General features: G+C 42.9%; 15 protein-coding genes and 1 tRNA gene. 5 read left to right on the forward strand and 11 right to left on the reverse strand.

The window, feature by feature from the left end; translation table 11 throughout:
• The first annotated feature begins 104 nt into the window (after positions 1-104).
• Both nth and recA read left to right on the forward strand, forming a co-directional pair.
• Positions 105-773, forward strand: coding sequence for an endonuclease III (gene nth, locus OQY15_RS18640; protein WP_265793441.1), 669 nt, complete (start codon positions 105-107; stop codon positions 771-773).
• A 136-nt stretch (positions 774-909) separates the two neighbouring features.
• Positions 910-1,923: a recombinase RecA gene (gene recA / locus OQY15_RS18645; protein ID WP_265793442.1), complete on the forward strand. Its 1,014-nt coding sequence runs from the start codon at positions 910-912 to the stop codon at positions 1,921-1,923.
• A 117-nt stretch (positions 1,924-2,040) separates the two neighbouring features.
• Here recA and OQY15_RS18650 read toward each other — a convergent pair whose 3' ends face one another.
• Both OQY15_RS18650 and tsaD read right to left on the reverse strand, forming a co-directional pair.
• A complete protein-coding gene (locus tag OQY15_RS18650; RefSeq protein WP_265793443.1) occupies positions 2,041-2,244 on the reverse strand; it encodes a hypothetical protein in 204 nt (67 codons plus the stop codon).
• Between the two features lie 20 nt (positions 2,245-2,264).
• On the reverse strand, positions 2,265-3,266 hold the full coding sequence (tsaD, locus tag OQY15_RS18655) for a tRNA (adenosine(37)-N6)-threonylcarbamoyltransferase complex transferase subunit TsaD (protein ID WP_265793444.1): 1,002 nt from the start codon (positions 3,264-3,266) through the stop codon (positions 2,265-2,267).
• 117 nt (positions 3,267-3,383) lie between these two features.
• Between tsaD and OQY15_RS18660 the strand changes: the two genes are divergently transcribed.
• On the forward strand, positions 3,384-7,772 hold the full coding sequence (locus OQY15_RS18660; RefSeq protein ID WP_265793445.1) for a translocation/assembly module TamB domain-containing protein: 4,389 nt from the start codon (positions 3,384-3,386) through the stop codon (positions 7,770-7,772).
• Here the strand turns inward: OQY15_RS18660 and OQY15_RS18665 are convergent, their stop codons facing one another.
• From OQY15_RS18665 to OQY15_RS18675, 3 genes are all read right to left on the reverse strand, one after another.
• Positions 7,773-8,984 (reverse strand): bifunctional 3,4-dihydroxy-2-butanone-4-phosphate synthase/GTP cyclohydrolase II, encoded by a 1,212-nt coding sequence (locus OQY15_RS18665; RefSeq protein WP_265793446.1) that lies wholly within the window; start codon positions 8,982-8,984, stop codon positions 7,773-7,775.
• A 139-nt stretch (positions 8,985-9,123) separates the two neighbouring features.
• Complete coding sequence (locus OQY15_RS18670; RefSeq protein ID WP_265793447.1) at positions 9,124-10,560, reverse strand: LptF/LptG family permease; 1,437 nt, start codon at positions 10,558-10,560, stop codon at positions 9,124-9,126.
• Between the two features lie 30 nt (positions 10,561-10,590).
• The gene (locus OQY15_RS18675) at positions 10,591-10,971 is read right to left on the reverse strand and encodes an START-like domain-containing protein (protein WP_265793448.1); all 381 of its coding nucleotides are present in this window, start codon (positions 10,969-10,971) and stop codon (positions 10,591-10,593) included.
• Positions 10,972-11,074: 103 nt separating this feature from the next.
• Here OQY15_RS18675 and OQY15_RS18680 point away from each other — a divergent pair.
• Positions 11,075-11,148 (forward strand) — tRNA-Met (locus OQY15_RS18680).
• 88 nt (positions 11,149-11,236) lie between these two features.
• On the opposite strand, the gene OQY15_RS18685 is transcribed toward OQY15_RS18680, so the two are convergent.
• Together OQY15_RS18685 and OQY15_RS18690 are read right to left on the reverse strand one after the other, a co-directional pair.
• Positions 11,237-12,655, reverse strand: coding sequence for a fimbrillin family protein (locus OQY15_RS18685; protein ID WP_265793449.1), 1,419 nt, complete (start codon positions 12,653-12,655; stop codon positions 11,237-11,239).
• 23 nt (positions 12,656-12,678) lie between these two features.
• Entirely contained in the window at positions 12,679-14,292 is a 1,614-nt protein-coding gene (locus OQY15_RS18690) for a fimbrillin family protein (RefSeq protein ID WP_265793450.1), read from the reverse strand.
• A 508-nt stretch (positions 14,293-14,800) separates the two neighbouring features.
• Between OQY15_RS18690 and OQY15_RS18695 the strand changes: the two genes are divergently transcribed.
• A complete protein-coding gene (locus OQY15_RS18695; protein ID WP_265793451.1) occupies positions 14,801-15,937 on the forward strand; it encodes a clostripain-related cysteine peptidase in 1,137 nt (378 codons plus the stop codon).
• On the opposite strand, the gene OQY15_RS18700 is transcribed toward OQY15_RS18695, so the two are convergent.
• The 4 genes from OQY15_RS18700 to glpK form a co-directional block, all read right to left on the reverse strand.
• Positions 15,912-16,376, reverse strand: coding sequence for a VOC family protein (locus OQY15_RS18700; protein WP_265793452.1), 465 nt, complete (start codon positions 16,374-16,376; stop codon positions 15,912-15,914). The two genes, OQY15_RS18695 and OQY15_RS18700, sit on opposite strands and share 26 nt — an antisense overlap.
• A 161-nt stretch (positions 16,377-16,537) precedes the next feature.
• Entirely contained in the window at positions 16,538-17,317 is a 780-nt protein-coding gene (locus OQY15_RS18705) for a hypothetical protein (protein ID WP_265793453.1), read from the reverse strand.
• A 39-nt stretch (positions 17,318-17,356) separates the two neighbouring features.
• On the reverse strand, positions 17,357-18,088 hold the full coding sequence (locus tag OQY15_RS18710; RefSeq protein WP_265793454.1) for an MIP/aquaporin family protein: 732 nt from the start codon (positions 18,086-18,088) through the stop codon (positions 17,357-17,359).
• A 30-nt stretch (positions 18,089-18,118) separates the two neighbouring features.
• Positions 18,119-19,627 carry a glycerol kinase GlpK gene (gene glpK / locus OQY15_RS18715; RefSeq protein WP_265793455.1) on the reverse strand — a complete coding sequence of 503 codons (1,509 nt, stop codon included), beginning with the start codon at positions 19,625-19,627 and terminating at the stop codon, positions 18,119-18,121.
• Positions 19,628-19,664: the final 37 nt, after the last annotated feature.

Consider the following 19,664-nt stretch of genomic DNA (forward strand, 5'->3'; position numbering starts at 1 on the left):
ATGAGACGATCTCAAGGATACTTGCTTATTCCAGATCTCTTTAATCAGGGCTAAAATATTAAGCTGTCAGTATTCTGGCAGCTTTTTTTATTTTATCTTTGCACATGCTCAAAAAAGAAAGATATAAACAATTTGTAGCTTATTTTTCTGCCAAGCAGCCCGATGCTGAAACAGAACTCCATTACAATAATCCTTTCCAGCTGTTAGTTGCAGTGATTCTCTCTGCCCAGTGCACGGATAAGAGGATCAACCAGATCACCCCAGCCCTTTTCCAGCGCTTTCCAAATGCCAAAGCACTGGCAGAAGCAACACCTGATATTGTATTTGACTATATCAGAAGCGTGAGCTATCCAAACAATAAAGCCAAACACCTGGTAGGCATGGCCAATATGCTGCTGAATGAATTCAATAACGAGGTGCCATCAGATATTGATCAGCTGCAGAAAATGCCGGGAGTAGGCCGCAAAACAGCAAATGTAATTGCATCAGTAATTTATAATGCGCCAGCCATGGCTGTGGATACACATGTTTTCCGCGTAGCCAACCGTATCGGGCTAACCAACGGCAAAACGCCTCTGGCAGTGGAAAAGGATCTGGTGAAATTTCTACCGCAGCAGGATATCCATATTGCCCACCACTGGCTCATTCTGCACGGAAGATATATTTGCGTGGCGAGATCCCCTAAATGTGATATCTGCCCCATCACGTCCATCTGCAGGTACTACGAGAAAAACGTCCTGCCAACTAAAGAAATTAGCCATTCCATAAACTAAAATTCAGAATTTTTATTTCTTATACTATATATTTAAAAATAATCCGTAATATTGCTAATATATTTAGCCATTATTTACAAACAGATGGTTTTTATAAAGAATAAATATTCTATATTTACGAACACAATTTAACAAGATGACTCCGAACTCAGATAAATTAAAAGCATTACAACTTACACTTGATAAGTTAGAAAAATCTTACGGTAAAGGCGCCGTGATGAAATTAGGTGAAACACCTACAGAATCGATTGAAGCCATTTCAACCGGATCTATCAGTTTAGATATTGCTTTAGGTGTAGGTGGCGTACCGAAAGGACGTGTAATCGAGATCTATGGCCCTGAGTCATCAGGTAAAACGACTTTGGCTACGCATATCATTGCTGAAGCTCAGAAAAAAGGTGGCGTTGCCGCTTTCATCGATGCGGAACATGCATTTGACAAGTTCTATGCTAAGAAATTGGGCGTGGATGTAGATAATTTATTGATTGCGCAGCCGGATAATGGTGAGCAGGCACTGGAAATTGCCGACAACCTGATCCGCTCTGGTGCGATTGATGTGATCGTAATTGACTCCGTTGCCGCATTGGTACCAAAGGCAGAGATCGAAGGTGAAATGGGTGATTCTAAAATGGGTCTGCAGGCACGTTTGATGTCACAGGCACTGAGGAAGCTTACCGGTACTATCGCCAAAACAGGATGCTGCTGTATCTTCATCAACCAGTTGCGTGAAAAAATTGGTGTGATGTTCGGTAACCCTGAAACTACCACTGGTGGTAATGCCCTGAAATTCTACGCTTCAGTACGTCTGGATATCCGCAGATCTTCGCAGATCAAGGATTCTGATGAAGTATCAGGAAACAGGGTGAAAGTGAAAATCGTTAAAAATAAAGTTGCCCCACCTTTCCGCATTGCAGAATTTGATGTGATGTTTGGTCAGGGTATCTCTAAAGTTGGTGAGATCATCGATTTGGGAGTAGATTTCAATATCATCAAAAAAGCAGGTTCATGGTTCTCTTATGGAGATACAAAACTGGGACAGGGAAGAGATGCAGTTAAACAGTTGTTGTTGGATAACCCTGAACTGGCAGATGAAATAGAAGCAAAAATCAGAACTGAAGTTACAGGAGAGAAACTAGAAGAGCTGCAATAATCCAGCGTACGCTCAGGGCTTAAAAAAAGAACTCTTAAATCGATGCTGGCTGCTGCTGAAGCGCACCAGAAGGCATCGATTTAAGAGTTTCTTTATGAATAAACCTCTGCGGCCAAACTAACGTGGCTGCACAGCATTCTGTTCAGGCGACATATACTTGGAATCTACCGTGATGATCACGTAGGCTGCAACGAAGATTGCAATCACGAGTACAACCAGGCCGATATAGTTCTTCTTTTTATCCTGCTTGATCAGGTAAATCAAAAAGATGATCAGCGGGATCAGCATCAGGCCAAAAAACATAAAGCTCATTGAGTTCATAATGGTATGTATTTATTTCTTTAAAATTCCATTCTTGAGGCAGGAGCGATATCCTGTCCCACAAATTCTTGATTAAGATATTTATAATGCGCGGCAATGGCGATCATCCCGGCATTGTCAGTGCAATATTGGAAAGCAGGAACATAAACTTTCCAGCCCAGCTGCTCCGCCTTTGCTTCAAGTGCAGTACGCAATCCCGTATTGGCAGAGACACCACCCGCAATGGCGACATCCTTGATATTGTATTGCTGTGCCGCTTTTTTCAGCTTATTGAGAAGAATCTGAACAATACTATGTTGTACAGAAGCACATATATCATCCAGGTTTTCCTGAATAAAATTCGGGTTCTCTTTTTCGTGATCACGAATGAAATACAGGATAGCCGTTTTTAAACCGCTAAAACTATAGTTCAGATCTTTGATCTGTGGCTCAGGAAATTTGAAAGCCAGAGGATTCCCGTTTTTTGCATGTTTGTCGATCAGCGGTCCTCCGGGGTATGGAAGGTTCAGGATCTTCGCAGTCTTGTCAAAGGCTTCTCCCGCAGCATCATCGAGCGACTGCCCCACGATTTCCATATCAAAATAATCCTTCACCAGCACAATCTGCGTATGCCCGCCCGAAACGGTAAGACAAAGGAAAGGAAATGAAGGTTTTGGATCGTCGATAAAATGAGCCAGAATATGCGCATGCATGTGGTTGACCGAAATAAGAGGCAAACCCAACGCCAGTGCAAAGGATTTAGCAAAGGACACCCCCACTAATAAAGAGCCTAATAACCCCGGCCCTCTGGTGAAAGCCACAGCATTGATATCATTTTTGCTAACTTTAGCATCAATTAATGCCTGCTGTATAACTGGAACTATATTTTGCTGGTGAACCCTCGACGCAAGCTCGGGAACAACACCACCATAATTTTGATGAATAGTTTGGTTTGCAATAACATTGGCAGTAATTTTGCCGTTATTACAGATCGCAACTGAAGTTTCATCACAAGAAGATTCGATAGCAAGTATTACTGACACCTTTGATTATAATTAAGCTACAAAACTATCAAAAAACTATTAAAAATACTTCTTTGGTTTATTGCATCAATTCTGCTGTTGCTGGCGATAATTCTATTTTCGCTTCAATTCAGGCCTGTGCAGACATTTATCGCCAAAAAAGCCGCAGCTTATTTATCAAAAGAATTAAATACTACCATTTCTTTACACAGTATCTATATTAAACCGTTTAAGTCGGTCGTCATTGAAGACCTTCTTGTACTTGATCAGCAAAAGGATACACTGCTGAATACCCCGAAGTTTATCGTCGATCTTAACCTCTTATCTATAGAAAAAAGGATAATTGACATCAATACCGTACAGATCAACAACGGATCATTCTTTCTCAAACAATATAAAGAAAAGGATAAAGGCTCCAACCTTGATTTTATTATCGACTATTTTGACTCAGGCCCTTCTACAGGCCCGAAGAAAAAGCCCTTCCAGGTATCAGTAGACAGGGTAATTATCAACAACCTGCAGTTAAAGTATAAAAATCTAGGTGTAGATACTGTAATCAATGGGGTAAACTTTGATGATGTTGAACTGAGAAACATGAATGGTATCTTCGAACAGCTGAATACTAAAGATCACCTGATGCAGGCAGATATCAAAAATCTGACCTTTAAGGAGAAAAGTGGTTTCTACCTCAAAAACCTGACAGCTTTTACTACGATAGATACTAACCGCATAGAACTGAAAAAACTATTGCTGGTAACCAACAAAAGCCGCCTGACAGACTATTACCAGATGAGCTTCAGCAAATTTGCCGACTTCAATGACTATGTGAACAAGGTAAGGATGAAAGGGCATTTTAAAAACAGCCATCTGGCATCAAGAGATATTTCCTTTTTTGCTCCGGAACTCTCCAGAATGAATCTCGACATTGATATCGATGGTCAGGTAACCGGACTTGTAAATAATCTGCGGGCAAAAAAACTGGCCATAAAGGCTGGTAAAGCCACTTATTTTAAAGGAGACTTTAATCTCAAGGGGCTGCCCTCTTTGAAGGAAACCTTCATGGAGCTGAAGGTGGAAATGCTGGCCACCAATAAAAAAGACCTGGACGAAATCCTGGGGAATACCACAGGAAACAAAACAAAAGTAATCCCGGTGATAGTGGAGAAATTCGGGAATATCTACTTCAACGGAAGCTTCACCGGATTTCAGAACGATTTTATCGCCTATGGCGAATTTAAGACTAAGCTGGGCAGGGTGGTATCCGACGTGAATATGAAGATCAACGCTAAAGGTGTCCCTTCCTATTCAGGAAATGTAAAAACCTACGACTTCCAGTTGGGTAACCTGCTGGATGAGAAGAGCCTCGGAAACATTACGGCTACGGCCTATGTCAAAGGTAAGGGAACGGAAATTAACAGCCTGACAGAAGAAATTGATGGCGATATTGCATACATCGATTTTAACAACTACAGGTATTCCAACGTAAAAATCGATGGTAAATTCGATAAAAAGTATTTTAACGGTAACCTCAAGGTTGACGACAAGAATCTGCAGCTGCTATTTGATGGAGGGGTTAACCTTAATCCCAAACTGCCGGTCTTCAATTTTAAAGCGACGATCAAAAACGCCAAGTTAAGGGCGCTGCACATCCTTCAGGATTCGCTGAAAGTAGATGCTGTTTTTAGCACGAACTTTTCCGGTACCAACCTTAATAACATCCAGGGAGACCTGCTGATACAGAAGATCAGGCTTGATAATGTAAAGGGAATTTATAATATCGACTCCGTACAACTGCAGGCACAGGGCATTGGCGTAGACCGCACACTTAAGATTAACTCAGATGTTCTGGATGCCAGCATCAGGGGCCAGTATGATCTGAACACGCTCCCATCCTACTATAAGCAACTCGCAAAAACATATATTCCATCACTAAAAACTGATATTGTCAAGTTCAAGGACCAGATATTCCAGTTTAACCTGAACATCAAACGTTTTGAACCAGTGGCAGAGCTGATCGCACCGGGACTCGAAATTCAGGATCAGGCAATCCTTATCGGGAATTTCGACTCTAAAAAGAACATCGCCACCCTCAACGGTTTTGTCAAGAAACTCAGCTACAAAGGTATCATCGCCAATAACATCATTATTGATGAAAATACCATGCAGAACCAACTGCAGGCGATTATTACATCCGACCGTGTGGATCTCAATGACAGTCTTTACATTAAAAATGTCAATATCTCCAATATCCTGCGCAACGACAGCCTTTCTCTGAACGTTAAACTGTCCAATGCCGATGATGCCAACCAGCTGGATTTAAACGGACTGGTGGAATTTGGAAAAGATACAACGGCCAGGATCAGTATTCTGCCTTCGATACTGAAGATCAACAGCCAGGACTGGGCAATCCAGGAAAAAGTGCGTATTAACTTCAGGGCCGGCAAAACTGAGATCAGTAATTTCGATCTCAAAAATGGAAACCAGCTGCTCACGGTCGACGGAACTCTGTCTGCAGATCCCAATGATGCTCTGAAAGTAGGTTTCAAGGCCTTCAGTCTGAAGACACTTAACCCATTTGTGAAGACGCTGGGAATCACGCTTTCTGGTAATGTAAACGGGGAAACGAACTTGTATGGTCTACTGAAATCGCCGCGTATCAATGACGGCATCACGATTGACTCGCTGACACTCAATGATACCTATATCGGAAAGCTGACAGACACCTCTTCTTTTAACCAGGAAGAAAACGCGGCCAATGTTTTTATGCGGATTAATACGACCGACAAAGAGACTTTCAAGATAGACGGTAAGCTGGATCTTAAGGAAAAGAACCTGGACCTTACCGTAAAAATGGATGAGACTGAACTTGCGGTGCTCACTCCTTTTGTGAGCGACCTGGTATCTAACCTCAAAGGACAAATTTCGTCTGACCTCACCGTAAAAGGCCCGCTCAGTAAACCAGAGATCAATGGAGAAATCGTACTCAAGGAAGCACAGGTGATGGTCAACTACCTCAAGACTACCTATAAAATAAATGATAAGGTAGAGGTGGCAAACAGTGTAGTCAAGATCAACAACCTGGATCTTGAAGATACCGGTGGCAATAATGCCAGAGCGAACGGGACAGTAGATCTTAATGAAATCAATACTCCTAACCTGGATATCACCATCAAGGCCCGCACCTTTATGGCACTGAACACCACAGCCAAGGATAACCAGCTGTATTTCGGGCAGGCTTTCGCCACCGGCACATTCATTTTTAAAGGGCCAACCAATAAAATGTATATCGGTATTGATGCGAAGACAGAGAAAGGCACGGTATTTAATCTACCACTGAACAGTTCCGAAACCGTTTCTTCAAAAGAATTCATCACCTTCCTCAGCAAGGATACACTGGCTAATCAGAAAAAGGCAACTAATTTTGACGGCCTGACCATGAACTTTAAGCTGCGTATAGATCCAAACAGCACGGCAAATCTCTTTACCAACCTCGGAAACCTTAGCGGAAAAGGAAATGCAGACCTGGAACTGAATATCAACAGTCTGGGTGATTTCGAGATGTCAGGTGATTATATTATTGAATCGGGGAACTTTGATTTTACTGCACAGGAGGTGATCAATAAGAAATTCACCATCCGCCAGGGAGGGACGATCCGATGGATAGGTAACCCAAACCAGGCACAAATTCAGTTGAAAGCTATTTATGAACTGAGAGCCGGCCTGACAGACTTATACCTGGCGGCGAACAGAGATAACACCAACAGTGCGAACGCCAACCTCAGGGTTCCTGTGGAGGTAGAAATGGGACTCAGCGGGTTGCTGACGCAGCCGGATATCAAGCTGGATATCTTTTTCCCTTCGAACCCTTCAATCAAGGAAGAGCTTCAGGCATATTTCAGTGACGCCAACAACCTCAACCTGCAGGCATTCAGTTTGATTATACGCCGGAGTTTTGCACCTGGATCCGGCAGGGAAGATCTGGGAAGGCAACTGTCGTCTGGTGTAGCCAGTACAGCCACAGAGCTACTGTTCAACCAGTTCAACAATGTGTTGTCTACACTCAACCTGGACTTTGTGGATATCAACATCCGCTCACTCAGTGAGGCAAGTGCATCTTTCAGATTCTTTGACAACAGGGTAACGGTAAATGCCGGGGTAGTAGACAGGCGCATCAGCACCAGCGATCTTTCCCCTATAGGATTTAACAGCAGCAATGTAGGTGGCGAGGTAGAGGTTCTGGCGCTGATCAGGAGAGATGGTACACTGGTGGGTAAGCTGGCCAACAAACCGCCAACAATTCAGAGCATCTTCGCCAATCCGGGCATCAACAACAATACGAACGTTACTTCAGTGGGTCTGATCTATTCACAGCAATTTGATAACTTCAGGGAGTTCCTGCAAAAGGTTACCGGGGAATACCGCAGAAACCAGCGCAGGAAGGCTGAGGAAAGAAGGCAAAAAGCTCAGCAATCACTCAACAAGGAAGCGATTACTGAAGAACAAAAGAAATTAAAGAAAAACAGGTAGTTAGCCCTTCATGATCGTATGCCCCATTTTATCCCTTTTCGTTTTCAGATAGGTTTCATTATGGGTATTGCTGACGATTTCAATAGGGATGTTTTCAACCACTTCCAAACCGTAACCAATAAGTCCTGCACGTTTTGTCGGGTTATTAGACATCAGGCGCATTTTAGTTACACCCTGTGCCCTTAAGATCTGCGCACCTACACCATAATCACGTTCATCTCCCTTAAAACCTAATTTGATATTAGCTTCAACGGTATCAAAACCCGCGTCCTGAAGATTGTACGACAGCAATTTATTGACCAGTCCGATACCACGTCCTTCCTGATTCATATAAACCACTACGCCCTTACCTTCGGCCTGGATCATTTCCATAGCTTTATGTAACTGCGGACCGCAATCGCATCGGCAGGAGCCAAAAATATCACCGGTGATACATGAACTGTGCACGCGTACCAATACAGCCTCATCCGGCGTCCATTCCCCCTTGCTTAAAGCCAGGTGGATAGCGTTGTTCTCCAGTTGTGTGTAGGCTGTCATTTTAAAATCACCCCACTCTGTAGGCAGATTAATAGTAACATCCTCTCTGATCAGACTCTCCTGGTTCAGACGGTAAGAAATAAGGTCTTTGATAGATACTATCTTCAGCTGGTGCTGCTCGGCAATCCTGATCAGATCCGGTAAACGTGCCATTTCACCATCATCCTTCATGATCTCTACCAGCACTCCTGCAGGCTCCATACCTGCTAAAACAGCAAGGTCTACAGCCGCTTCAGTATGTCCGGCACGTCTCAGTACACCGCCATCTTTGGCACGCAAGGGAAAAATATGTCCAGGTCTGCCCAATTCCTTAGGATCAGTCGCCGGATTGATGAGTGCCTGTATAGTTTTGGAACGGTCAGAGGCAGAGATACCAGTGGTACATCCATGACCGATCAGGTCAACTGAGACCGTAAAGTTAGTTTCGTAAGCAGCAGTGTTCTTGCCGACCATCAGTTCGAGGTCTAGCTCTTCACATCTGGCTTCGGTAATCGCCGCACAGATGAGGCCTCTGCCATAGGTAGCCATAAAGTTAATGACTTCAGGTGTGGCGTTGGCTGCTGCAGTAAGGAAATCGCCCTCATTTTCACGATCTTCATCGTCAACAACGATCACCACTTTACCAGCCTTTATATCTGCAATAGCATCTTCTATCGCGTTCAGTTTAATTTCCATTTTGTAGCATTAGTAAAAGACATCCCTACTTTATAAAATGATATTAAATACACTTCTATACAGATAAGAATAAACAAAGTTACAACCTTATATGATAATATGCGCCCACAAATATCATGCGTAAGTAAGGAACAGCTTACTATTTGGTTAGCGCTTTCTTTTTGCGGAAAAGTTTGCTGAAAAAGGCCTTATATGCAGTAATATCAAACAGTGCAGAATCAACGGTGGCCTTGTACGTTAGGAAGGCCCCTACGGGACTAAGAATGATGATAGCCATCCAGATCCCCAGTATCGGATTGATGTTACCCTGGTTGGCAGATTTCTCGGCAACGGTGGTTATAATATGATAGAAGAGAAAAAATATGATCGCCATTACTACCGGCAAGCCTAATCCGCCCTTCCTGATAATTGCGCCCAGAGGTGCTCCGATAAAAAACAACATCAGGCATGATACAGCAAGTGTAAACTTACGCTGATATTCGATCCTGATTCTGATCAGGTTTCTCACCCGCTCATAGTGATCCGCAACCCTGCCATCAGTGGTCTGCTCTACAGATTTGGCCTGATCAAGGGCAGATTGCATCGTGGCTGCCCGCTGAGCAACTGGCATAGAACTCAGTAAGGGACCTTTCAGTTTTACCGGAGCCATTTTAATCTTGGTATATCCTTTTGTGTAGTTACTCTGTTTGAAATAAGTCCCAATAGCGACCCTCGCAAAGCGATTTACACTGTCCAGTTCCTTCTTAAGTGAGTCTCCTTTATGTTCAAGCCCCTTTAAATTGAGCATCTGGTTGTTCGTCCTGAAGCTGTTTTCATCCGTACGTGCCATCTTAAAGCTGGAAATATCAAACTTCTGCGCAGTCTCGCCAAAGCGCATCCTCGTGAGCTGCTGCCTTGGGTTGTAGGTAGCGTTCTGACTGCTGGACTCTTCATACCTCACCCCATCTCTTAGCTTCAGTACCAGAAACTGCTTATCCTTCGTGGTATTCATCGTGCCTGTTTTAGCAATGATGATTTTAGGAACTCCATTGTTACCGGTGTGGTCATAGATCATAATCCCCGTAAGGGAAACACCATCTTCCCCCTTTTTATCCACCCGGATGGAATACTGCGGGATACTGTTGTTGAACACCCCTTCCTTAATCAGAAATGATAATTTTTTATTTCTCACATCCCAAAGCAGGGAGCCAAACTTCAGGTTGGCCTTGGGCAGCATATATTCGGAGAACAAAAAAGATGAAAAAGCGATGCAGATGATCAGTACGAGCAATGGCCGCATCGCCTTTTGCAGTGATATCCCTGCAGATTTGATCGCCACGAGTTCGTAATTCTCCCCCAGCGTTCCAAAGGTCATGATGGAAGACAGCAAAATGGCCAGGGGCAGCGCCATAGACACATTTGCAGCAGATGCATAAAACATCAGCTCCAGAATAATATACCACTCAAAACCTTTTCCGATCAGGTCATCCACATATTTAAACAGGAAGAACATCAGTAAGATGAACATTACCACTAAAAATGTGACCAGGAAAGGTCTAATGAATGCTTTCAGCAGAAGTATATGAATCTTTTTCAATATACAAATGTAGACAATGCATCTGAAAATTTATGCACCAATTACACTATGCAGGTAGGTGATCTGGTTATCCCAGATTTGGGTTCTTTCTTTCAGTGTATCTTCAGTAGCAAAATCCGTAATAGAGAGCGCTACATCATTTGTTAACTCATCCTGCACGATTTCCATCTCAAAATAACAGTGAGGCTCATCGTCTATCCACTTGAACTTCACCATTTTATTCTCTTTAAAACTTAACATTTTGGCCTTTTGAACTTCATCATCCCATGTAAATGTATACACCTGATCACGGAAAACCACATCGTCTGCAAACCATTGCGACAATCCATTGGGCTCACTGATGAAACTAAACAAAATACGCGGAGACGACTTCAACTCATATTCCAATGTAAATTTTTTCTTTTCTGACATCTTAAATCGCTTATATCTTGTTATTTGTATATTATTTTTTTATTTTTTTCTAAAGGAAAGTATTTTATTCTATATTTGCAACTCTTTAAAAAAACAAGCCCACGGCGGGGTAGCTCAGATGGTTAGAGCGCAGGATTCATAACCCTGAGGTCGGCAGTTCGATCCTGCTCCCCGCTACTGAAAAAGCCCATCTAATGATGGGCTTTATTTGTTTTCAGGCTATTTAAGGAGCTTTTTGAGGCTGTTCTGCGCGAAATAGCGCTAATTACCTTACACCAATAACTGTTACGTTATCCAAGCGCATACCTAAAGTGTTTGCAGTTGCAGCACCATAGAATTCGATAGTATTAACCGCTACCGCAGGAATGTCAGACAGCTCAACAGCAACAAATTTATTGTTATCTGCATTGGTTAACTGACGACTTGGAACGGTAACCGCAACACCATTTACTTTGACGGTGATGACATTAACGTCTGAAACTGAACTTGCAGAAGATGCATTTGGAGCAAGTTCATATTTCAGCTTCAACTTAGTGAATCCTGTGACATTAATACCTTCAATTTTAAGTGAAGCATCTCTGGTAGCCGGGAACCATGCGTGGATGTTATCCGGATATGCACTGATTGTTCTTAAGTCAGTTGTACCATAAGTATCGCTAAAAGTGAAGCCTGGATTAGCCCATCCTGTATAAACAGCGATCTTAGGTCTTGCAGTAGCAGCACCAATACCGAATGTTTCAGTATAAAGTGTTTCTTCAACACCTACCGGCGGAGTGATAATATCCTCACCCACAGTGTAATTTCCTGAAGGAACAGTAATCCAGTCAGTAATTACTGCTGATAAAGCCACAGCAACAGGGGTTTGTACACCGTTTTTCAGTTCAATTTCATAAGTATATTTCTTACCTGCATCAAACTTTGTGTTTGCAGGAAGCGTCAGTTTAAACTGACCTGCAGGCAGTACGAAAGTCACCGTTTTACCAGAAGCATCTGCAGTAGGTAAAATGATGGCTTCAGAAACAACCTTTGCATTTTGCGTACTTGTTTTAGCAACGATGTCCACAGCCTGGGATGCATTGCTCAATACAGCAGTTGCGAGGTTGAAATCTGCTTTTGTGTTTAAGCCACCCAGCACAGTAGACAGACCATTAAGGTCGGCAACTCCAACACCGTTTTTAACGGTGAATTCAACTTTGGCAAGCTGGTGACTGAAAACCAGGTTTGCAGCAGTGCTGGTTTTAGATAAACCTGTAGCATTGTTCGTATATAACAGATCAATGGCGCTCTGGCTGCTCTGACTGGTTACGTCAACTGTATAGTTACTTCCGCTTAGGCCAGTTCTGTATGGATAGTAAGCGATGAAATCTACAGTACTTCCATCCTGAGGGTAAAAAATTGACTGGTCAGCAGCAGCAGGTGAAAATTCACCATCACCACTAGTGCTGTATTTTTTGTTGGCAGATAATACATTATTTAAACCCGTTCCGGTTTTCATGTAAACACCGATAGCATCAGTTGCCTCCCATTTATCATTTAATGCTTTAGTTTTAATCTGAGCATTGATAGAAGCCGCAAATTTTACTGCGGGACCATTTGGGTTAGGTATTGTGCCATCCTTTTTGCAGGAACTGGTCATGACGAACAGCGAAAGTGCTGCTGCTACGAATACGTTTTGATTTTTCATTTTTGTTTTGATAAGGCGTTAAATTATTTCCAGATAGTATTGTCGATTGTTTGTTTTACTGTGCTGCTCAGCTTAGGGAAGAACTTGTAACCAGTTTCTTTCTCCAGGTCTGCTACACTCACACGATAGGTGTTATAGTTGTTGCTGGAAGGAATCACCTGGTTTTCGATTCTGAAACCAATGGTGTAGTAAGTATCCCCCTTTTTCATTGCAAGTGCCTTGTAGTAATATTTAGGTATTGCTGATCCTTTAGCATAAGTAATATTTTGATCAGCAGCAGTTTTGATTGAAGCACCTGTAACTACATAAAGCGTATCACTTTGTGCGGTCCATGTTCTCACTTGCTGTTCAAGGTTATTCCAGATACCCTGATTCATAGAAGAAACCTGGGCAGTCATGTTAGAATAGTAGAATGTAGTAGCATTCAGGTCGCGTGTTGCAGTCCTGTCGCCGCTAGGAATCTGGTGCCCTCTGTCATAGCCATTGCCAAAAGAACTACTCAGATTAACCTGGAAATCCTGCGATATAGCCGGATCAAAAGCCCAGGCATCTGTTCTGCCAGAGCTGCCGATGTACGAAGCGTGCATTGGATAAGCTACCCAGTAAGCCAGTTTATATTTTTTGTCGTATAACATCGCATAGTTTCTTACACCTGTTCTTCCAGGGAAACCATGTGAAACGAATACTGTGTTTTCGTCAGTATTGATTTCTGGCATTTCCATGTAAGATGATAAAACCGGTGGATTGGTAACGATAGTTTCCTGGTCAAGGCTGTATGAGCCTGATGGAACATCGGTCCAGTTTGTGATGGTTGCACTAATTGCTGCAGCAACACCCGGAGCAGCTGTGCCTTCACCTTTAAGTTCGATTTCGTAGGCATATTTCATACCCTTAACGAATCTTGTTGCCGATGGCAATGTCCATGTAAACGTTCTGCCGCCAATGGCGAATACAACCTGGCTGCCTGATTCTGTAGTTGTAGGCAACGTAATCGCCTCAGCTACGGTAGCACCATTTTTCACACCTGTTTTTGTTAATACTGTAGCCACTTGATCCTGAGTTGTCAATGTTCCTGTGGCAAGATCAAAATCAGCCTGTGTTTTCAGACCGCTGATGTTTACCGTTAAGCCATTTAAACTAGCCACACCAGCACCGGCTTTCACAGTTAATTCAATTTTAGACAGCTGATGAGAGAACACAAGAGCTGCATTAGTGCTGGTTTTAGATAAACCAGTAGCATTGTTCGCATAAAGAAGATCAATATCAGCCTGATTACTCTGATTTGCGATATTTACCGGCACGCTATTAGCATTTAGCGTTTCCTTAAATGGATAATACGCAATGAAATCCACGGCCGATCCATTTTCAGGATAATAGATGGTCTGATCAGTGGTTACTGGTGTAAAGCTGCCATCACCGTTTGTGCCGTAAGCTTTATTGATCGCCAGAACTCCGGTTAAACCGCTGCCGGATTTCATGTAAACACCAATTTTGTCATTGGCGCTCCAGCTGCCATCTGCTGCTTTTGTTTTAATCTGCCCTTCAATAGTGGAAGAGAAGCTAACAGCCGTTTTCGTACCGTCCACTACTCCAACAGCATTGTCTTTCCGGCACGATGTGCCTAGAATAACGAGCATAGTGAGAGACGCTAGTTGTAAATGTTTAATTTTCATTTTTTATATTGTTTTTTTTGTTGCGGAGATAATGCAAAGACAGATAAGGTCTTGGATATTTGGTCTATGTTTTGGCACCTGCTCACAGAAATTTACTGATGTCAGGATGCATTAATTAATGCAACAAAGAACGTTCGGTTGTGTATGAACGCTGTTAATTCAAAATAAAGCTTAGGTTACGATTTAGCACAAACAAAATTCATGTTTAACAGCACATTAACAGGAAAAAGCTCATATTAACGCGAAAGCACTTCTCAACGTCATTCAGCTTCATTAACATAACTTCAGAATCCATTAAATCAGACAGTTAATGGATATATAAATCGTTTATTTGGTTTTTTCAGGTATCAGAATCTGTATGTACACGCAGCTTTCCAGTGAGAAAACCATTTTGCGCAGTTTACAACAGCCTTTATCAAAGTTAAATGCAGACCTGTTTTTTGATTATTTTTGAAAACAATTAACGCTATACATGAAATCCCTTCAATCTTTTCTTCTGAAGCCAGCACTGGTTCTATTACTAATCTTCCTACAGTTCTCCTGCAAGAAATCTGAAATAAAAAAGGAAAAGGTAAACAGCATGGTACTTGTGTACATGGAGGCCAACAACGACTTGCGATACGATGCACTCAACAGCATCAACAGGATGGAGAAGGGAGCGCAGGCTTTAGATGGTATCCTGCTGGTTTATATCAAAACCAGCAGCGTCAGGTCCTACCTTTTAAAGATCAAGTTTGATGAAGACGAAAACAGAATTGTTAGTGATACCATCAAAGTATTCGAGAACAATAGTACCTCCGATCCAGAGTTTTTCAAGGACGTGATCAACTATGCCCAAACAGAATTTCCTGCCAATAACTATGGCCTGGTCCTCTGGTCGCATGCCACATCCTGGGCTCCTGCAAATACCGGCATCAGCACTAAATCCTTCGGGCGGGATACAGGGAAAGAGTTTGATATTATCGAGCTCAAAAATGCAGTCCCGGACAATCTGCAGTTTATCATCTTTGACGCATGCTCCATGGGTGGTGTGGAAGTACTTTATGAATTTAAGGACAAAGCAAAATATATCATCGCTTCCCCGACCGAAACTATTGCTGAAAGCTTCCCGTATCAAAGCATAACTCCTATGCTTTTTAAGGGAACCGAAGGATTAAGCAATATTGCAAGGGCTTACTATGAATACTATAATTCGTATACGGATGACCGGCAATCCGCAACTGTGGTATTGATTAAAACCAGCGAACTCCCGGCACTCGCCCAGGAAATGAAATCCCTGATGGCAATGCAGAAAGTTTATGGCGATAAGCTGATCAGCACCAATGTGCAGAGACTGGATTTCACCACCAATTTTCCGGTAGCAACTTATGATTTTGGGGACTTCCTGGATCATAACTTCAGCTATGCTACATTAAATAACATTCACGCTCAGATGGATAAACTGATGCTTTATAAGGCCAGCACGAATAAGTTCCTGGGTGTTCCCATCAATAAATTCTCAGGATTAACCTGCTATATTCCATTCCAGAATGATGTTAACCTCAATTACTATAAGCGATTGCAATGGTACAGAGCCAGTGGCTTTAACATCCCAATTGAGCAGCAGTAATCGAGGTCGCTACAGGTGATAGGCCTTGAACCTGTTTTTGCGGCATTCCATTAGGGTCCATCCAAACATGCTCCCAATGGTGACCATCAAGATCGGCAAAGCTGTGCTGGTACATCCAACCGTAGTCGCTCGCCGGATTTGGTATAGTTGCGCCGGCAGCTTTGGCCTTCTCTACAATTGCATCTACCGCCTCTTTACTATCGGCAGACAAACAGATAGAGCACTCTACAGCCTTATGGGCATCTACAATTTCTTTTGTTGTAAAGGTTTTAAAGAAAGGCACAGTCAGCAGCATGATATAAATGGTATCACTGATCACCATGCAGGTTGCTTTTTCATCAGTAAACTGAGGATTGAACGTGTAACCAAGTTCTGTAAAGAATGCTATAGATTTTTCCAGGGATTCTACCGGTAGATTTACAAAAATTTGAGTTGCCATATTGCTTTTCGGATTAAGTATATCCAAAGATAAAGCAATGGGATGCTATGGCTGATGTGTAAAAAAGACAACTTTAGGGGCTGATCGAGCCTTTTAAATAAAAAAAAGCAGCAGGCGATCTTATCTTTCCTACTGCCCCATTCTAACCAAAGAAATGATCTTTAGAACACATTCACTACAAGCTGAAGTGCTCCATAATTTTTTTCAGGATTAAACATCGCCGTTGCGGCAATCGGCATATGATGCTTAAACAACACCAGATCCTTATTAATAGTAACCCCGGTATTCACAATATTTGGCCTGTCTCCATAGAAGTTGGCCTGTCTGCCAAAGGCGAATCCGCCACCTACATAAACATGAAGTTCTGTAGTCCCATCTTTCCACAGCCTGTAATCCAGTTCAGAATAATTGGAATAACTATTCTTTACACCCCCGTCAGCTGTAGGATGCGTATCACGCCCCAGAATAATCGTTGCCCAGTTAATAGTTAACGGAAAAGAATCCCCAAACTTATAGCCTGCCCTTACATCTACAAAATGTGATGTACTTCTCGGATTATAGTTAAACAACCTCGCATTAGGGAAATCACTAAAGTTATTCACATCCCAGATGGAGAAACTGTAATTAGCCTTGGTATAACTGATATAGTAGTCAAACTCTGTATACTCCCCGTTAAAACTTGCACCGCCCCAGAAACCTACTGCCAGACTTTTATCTTTTGTCAGGTTATAGTGCATATCCACATCCGTGATAGGCGCATTGGAAACTTTAAATCCACGCCAGGTGTAAAGATTTCTCACCTGAAGACTGATATCAACTGGCGCTTCTTTCTTCATTTCAGTACTATCAATTTGATCAATCGCTTTCTCCTGAGCACTTCCGCTCAGGGCAAGGCACAGCCCTATGGTGGCCAGAAGGCCACCTTTAAAATATGTTTTCATCAGATTCTTGTTTTAAATTATCTGTTTGTCAAAAAGAGCTTAGACATGTAAATTCAGATAAAGCAGAGCTGCGATGCTCGTCCCAATAATTGGTCCCAGTACCGGGATCCAGGCATAAGCCCAGTCGCTCGTACCTTTGTTCTTAATAGGCAAAATTGCATGGATAATCCTCGGCCCAAGGTCGCGCACAGGATTTATTGCATATCCTGTAGTTCCACCCAGCGAAAGACCAATTACCCATACCAGCAAAGCTACGGGTACCGCACCTACGGAGCCTAAGCCTACAGGAGTTTTGCTTGGCGTAATTTCTGCACCGGTAATATAAAAGATGGTGAACAGGAGGACAAAAGCTCCTATGATCTCACTGGCAATATTAGAGGTGTAGTTACGCACTGCCGGCCCGGTAGAAAAAACCGCCAGGATGGAATCCGGGTTATTGGTTTTTTTGAAGTGATCAAAGTACATGATCCACACCAGGAAAGCACCGATAAAGGCACCGATAAACTGGGCACAGATATACGGCAGGACACTTGACCATGCAAACTTACCGGCAATCGCCAGTCCGAGCGTGATGGCGGGGTTAAAATGTGCGCCACTGTATGGCCCTGCAATAGTTACACCTACAAAGACCGCCAGGCCCCAAGCCGTGGTGATCACCATCCAGCCACTGTTATTTCCTTTGGTATCATTTAGTACAACGTTTGCTACAACGCCATTGCCGAGCAGTATCATGAACATGGTACCCAGCAATTCTGCTATAAAAGGTGACATAATATTTTCGATTTACGTGAAAAACTAAACTTATTCAGATTTAACAGACTTGTCACCCGTAGATTGTGCAGCATGAATAGCCTGTTTCCAACCTTTTACATGCTCTTTTATCGCAGCCTGATCTCCTGCCGGTTCAAACTCCTTCTCTGCTTTCCACAATTGCTGTATCTCTGCAATATCCTTCCAGAAACCAACTGCCAGTCCAGCCAGATAAGCAGCTCCCAGCGCTGTAGTTTCAGGTACCGTAGGACGGATTACTTTCACATTCAGCAAGTCAGACTGAAACTGCATCAGCAGGTTATTCGCCGTGGCACCACCGTCCACCCTCAGTTCTGTGATTTCCATTCCAGAATCTGCCTCCATCGCTTTTAGCACATCCATGGTTTGGTAACCGATAGATTCAAGTGCAGCACGTGCAATATGACCGGCAGTAGTGCCACGGCTCAAACCAATGATCGTACCCCTGACATCAGGTTTCCAGTAAGGAGCACCTAGGCCTGCAAATGCCGGAACAAAGTAAACCCCGTCAGTATCTTCAACACTCAAGGCAAGTCTCTCCACATCAGCAGAAGTTTTGATGATGCCCAGTCCATCGCGAAGCCATTGCACTACGGCCCCTGCAATAAAGATACTTCCTTCAAAGGCGTATTGGATTTTGCCATCTATTTTCCATCCCACAGTGGTCAGCAGGTTGTTTTTCGATTCGATAAACTCATCACCGATATTCATCAGCATGAAACATCCCGTACCATAGGTATTTTTAACCATTGCTTTGTCGATACACATCTGTCCGAACAGGGCGGCCGACTGATCTCCCGCGATTCCTGCAATAGGAATCTTGGAAGCAAAAATAGTTGTAGCCGTTTCCCCATAGATTTCACTGGATTGTTTTACTTCCGGAAGCATACTTTTAGGGATATCCAGGATAGAAAGCAACTCCTCATCCCACTCTTGTGTGATGATGTTAAACAGCATGGTACGACTGGCATTGGTGACATCAGTTACATGTACATGACCGCGGGTAAATTTCCATACCAGCCAGCTGTCTACAGTTCCAAATGCAAGCTCGCCTTTTTCTGCCTTCTCACGTGCCCCCTCGACATTGTCCAGTATCCATCTGATTTTAGTACCCGAAAAATAAGAGTCTATGACCAGGCCTGTTTTTTTGCGGATCGTATCCTCATGCCCCTGTGCTTTCAGTTCATCACAGAAATCAGCAGTACGGCGATCCTGCCATACAATCGCATTATATATAGGTTCACCAGTAGACCTGTCCCACACAATCGTCGTTTCACGCTGATTGGTAATTCCTATGGCTTTGATGTTTGTTCCGTTGATACCCAGTTTTACCGTCGCTTCTGCGGCGACACTCGCCTGGGTAGACCAGATTTCGTTCGGATCGTGCTCAACCCATCCTGAATGGGGAAATATTTGCTTAAATTCACGTTGCGCTACAGACCTAACCTGGCCTTTATGATCAAAAACAATAGCGCGAGAGCTGGTAGTACCTTGATCCAAGGCTAAAATGAAATCTTCCATAATGTTATATATACTTGGTTGTAAAAATTAAAGTGTT

The organism is Pedobacter sp. MC2016-15 (assembly GCF_026239695.1).
GTDB lineage: Bacteria > Bacteroidota > Bacteroidia > Sphingobacteriales > Sphingobacteriaceae > Pedobacter.

Bases quoted from the DNA above. Each gene is read 5' to 3' on its own strand.
- nth (WP_265793441.1), top strand. From the start codon at position 105: ATGCTCAAAAAAGAAAGATATAAACAATTTGTAGCTTATTTTTCTGCC.
- recA (WP_265793442.1), top strand. From the start codon at position 910: ATGACTCCGAACTCAGATAAATTAAAAGCATTACAACTTACACTTGAT.
- OQY15_RS18650 (WP_265793443.1), bottom strand. From the start codon at position 2,244: ATGAACTCAATGAGCTTTATGTTTTTTGGCCTGATGCTGATCCCGCTG.
- OQY15_RS18665 (WP_265793446.1), bottom strand. From the start codon at position 8,984: ATGGAAATTAAACTGAACGCGATAGAAGATGCTATTGCAGATATAAAG.
- OQY15_RS18675 (WP_265793448.1), bottom strand. From the start codon at position 10,971: ATGTCAGAAAAGAAAAAATTTACATTGGAATATGAGTTGAAGTCGTCT.
- OQY15_RS18685 (WP_265793449.1), bottom strand. From the start codon at position 12,655: ATGAAAAATCAAAACGTATTCGTAGCAGCAGCACTTTCGCTGTTCGTC.
- OQY15_RS18690 (WP_265793450.1), bottom strand. From the start codon at position 14,292: ATGCTCGTTATTCTAGGCACATCGTGCCGGAAAGACAATGCTGTTGGA.
- OQY15_RS18695 (WP_265793451.1), top strand. From the start codon at position 14,801: ATGAAATCCCTTCAATCTTTTCTTCTGAAGCCAGCACTGGTTCTATTA.
- OQY15_RS18700 (WP_265793452.1), bottom strand. From the start codon at position 16,376: ATGGCAACTCAAATTTTTGTAAATCTACCGGTAGAATCCCTGGAAAAA.
- OQY15_RS18705 (WP_265793453.1), bottom strand. From the start codon at position 17,317: ATGAAAACATATTTTAAAGGTGGCCTTCTGGCCACCATAGGGCTGTGC.
- OQY15_RS18710 (WP_265793454.1), bottom strand. From the start codon at position 18,088: ATGTCACCTTTTATAGCAGAATTGCTGGGTACCATGTTCATGATACTG.
- glpK (WP_265793455.1), bottom strand. From the start codon at position 19,627: ATGGAAGATTTCATTTTAGCCTTGGATCAAGGTACTACCAGCTCTCGC.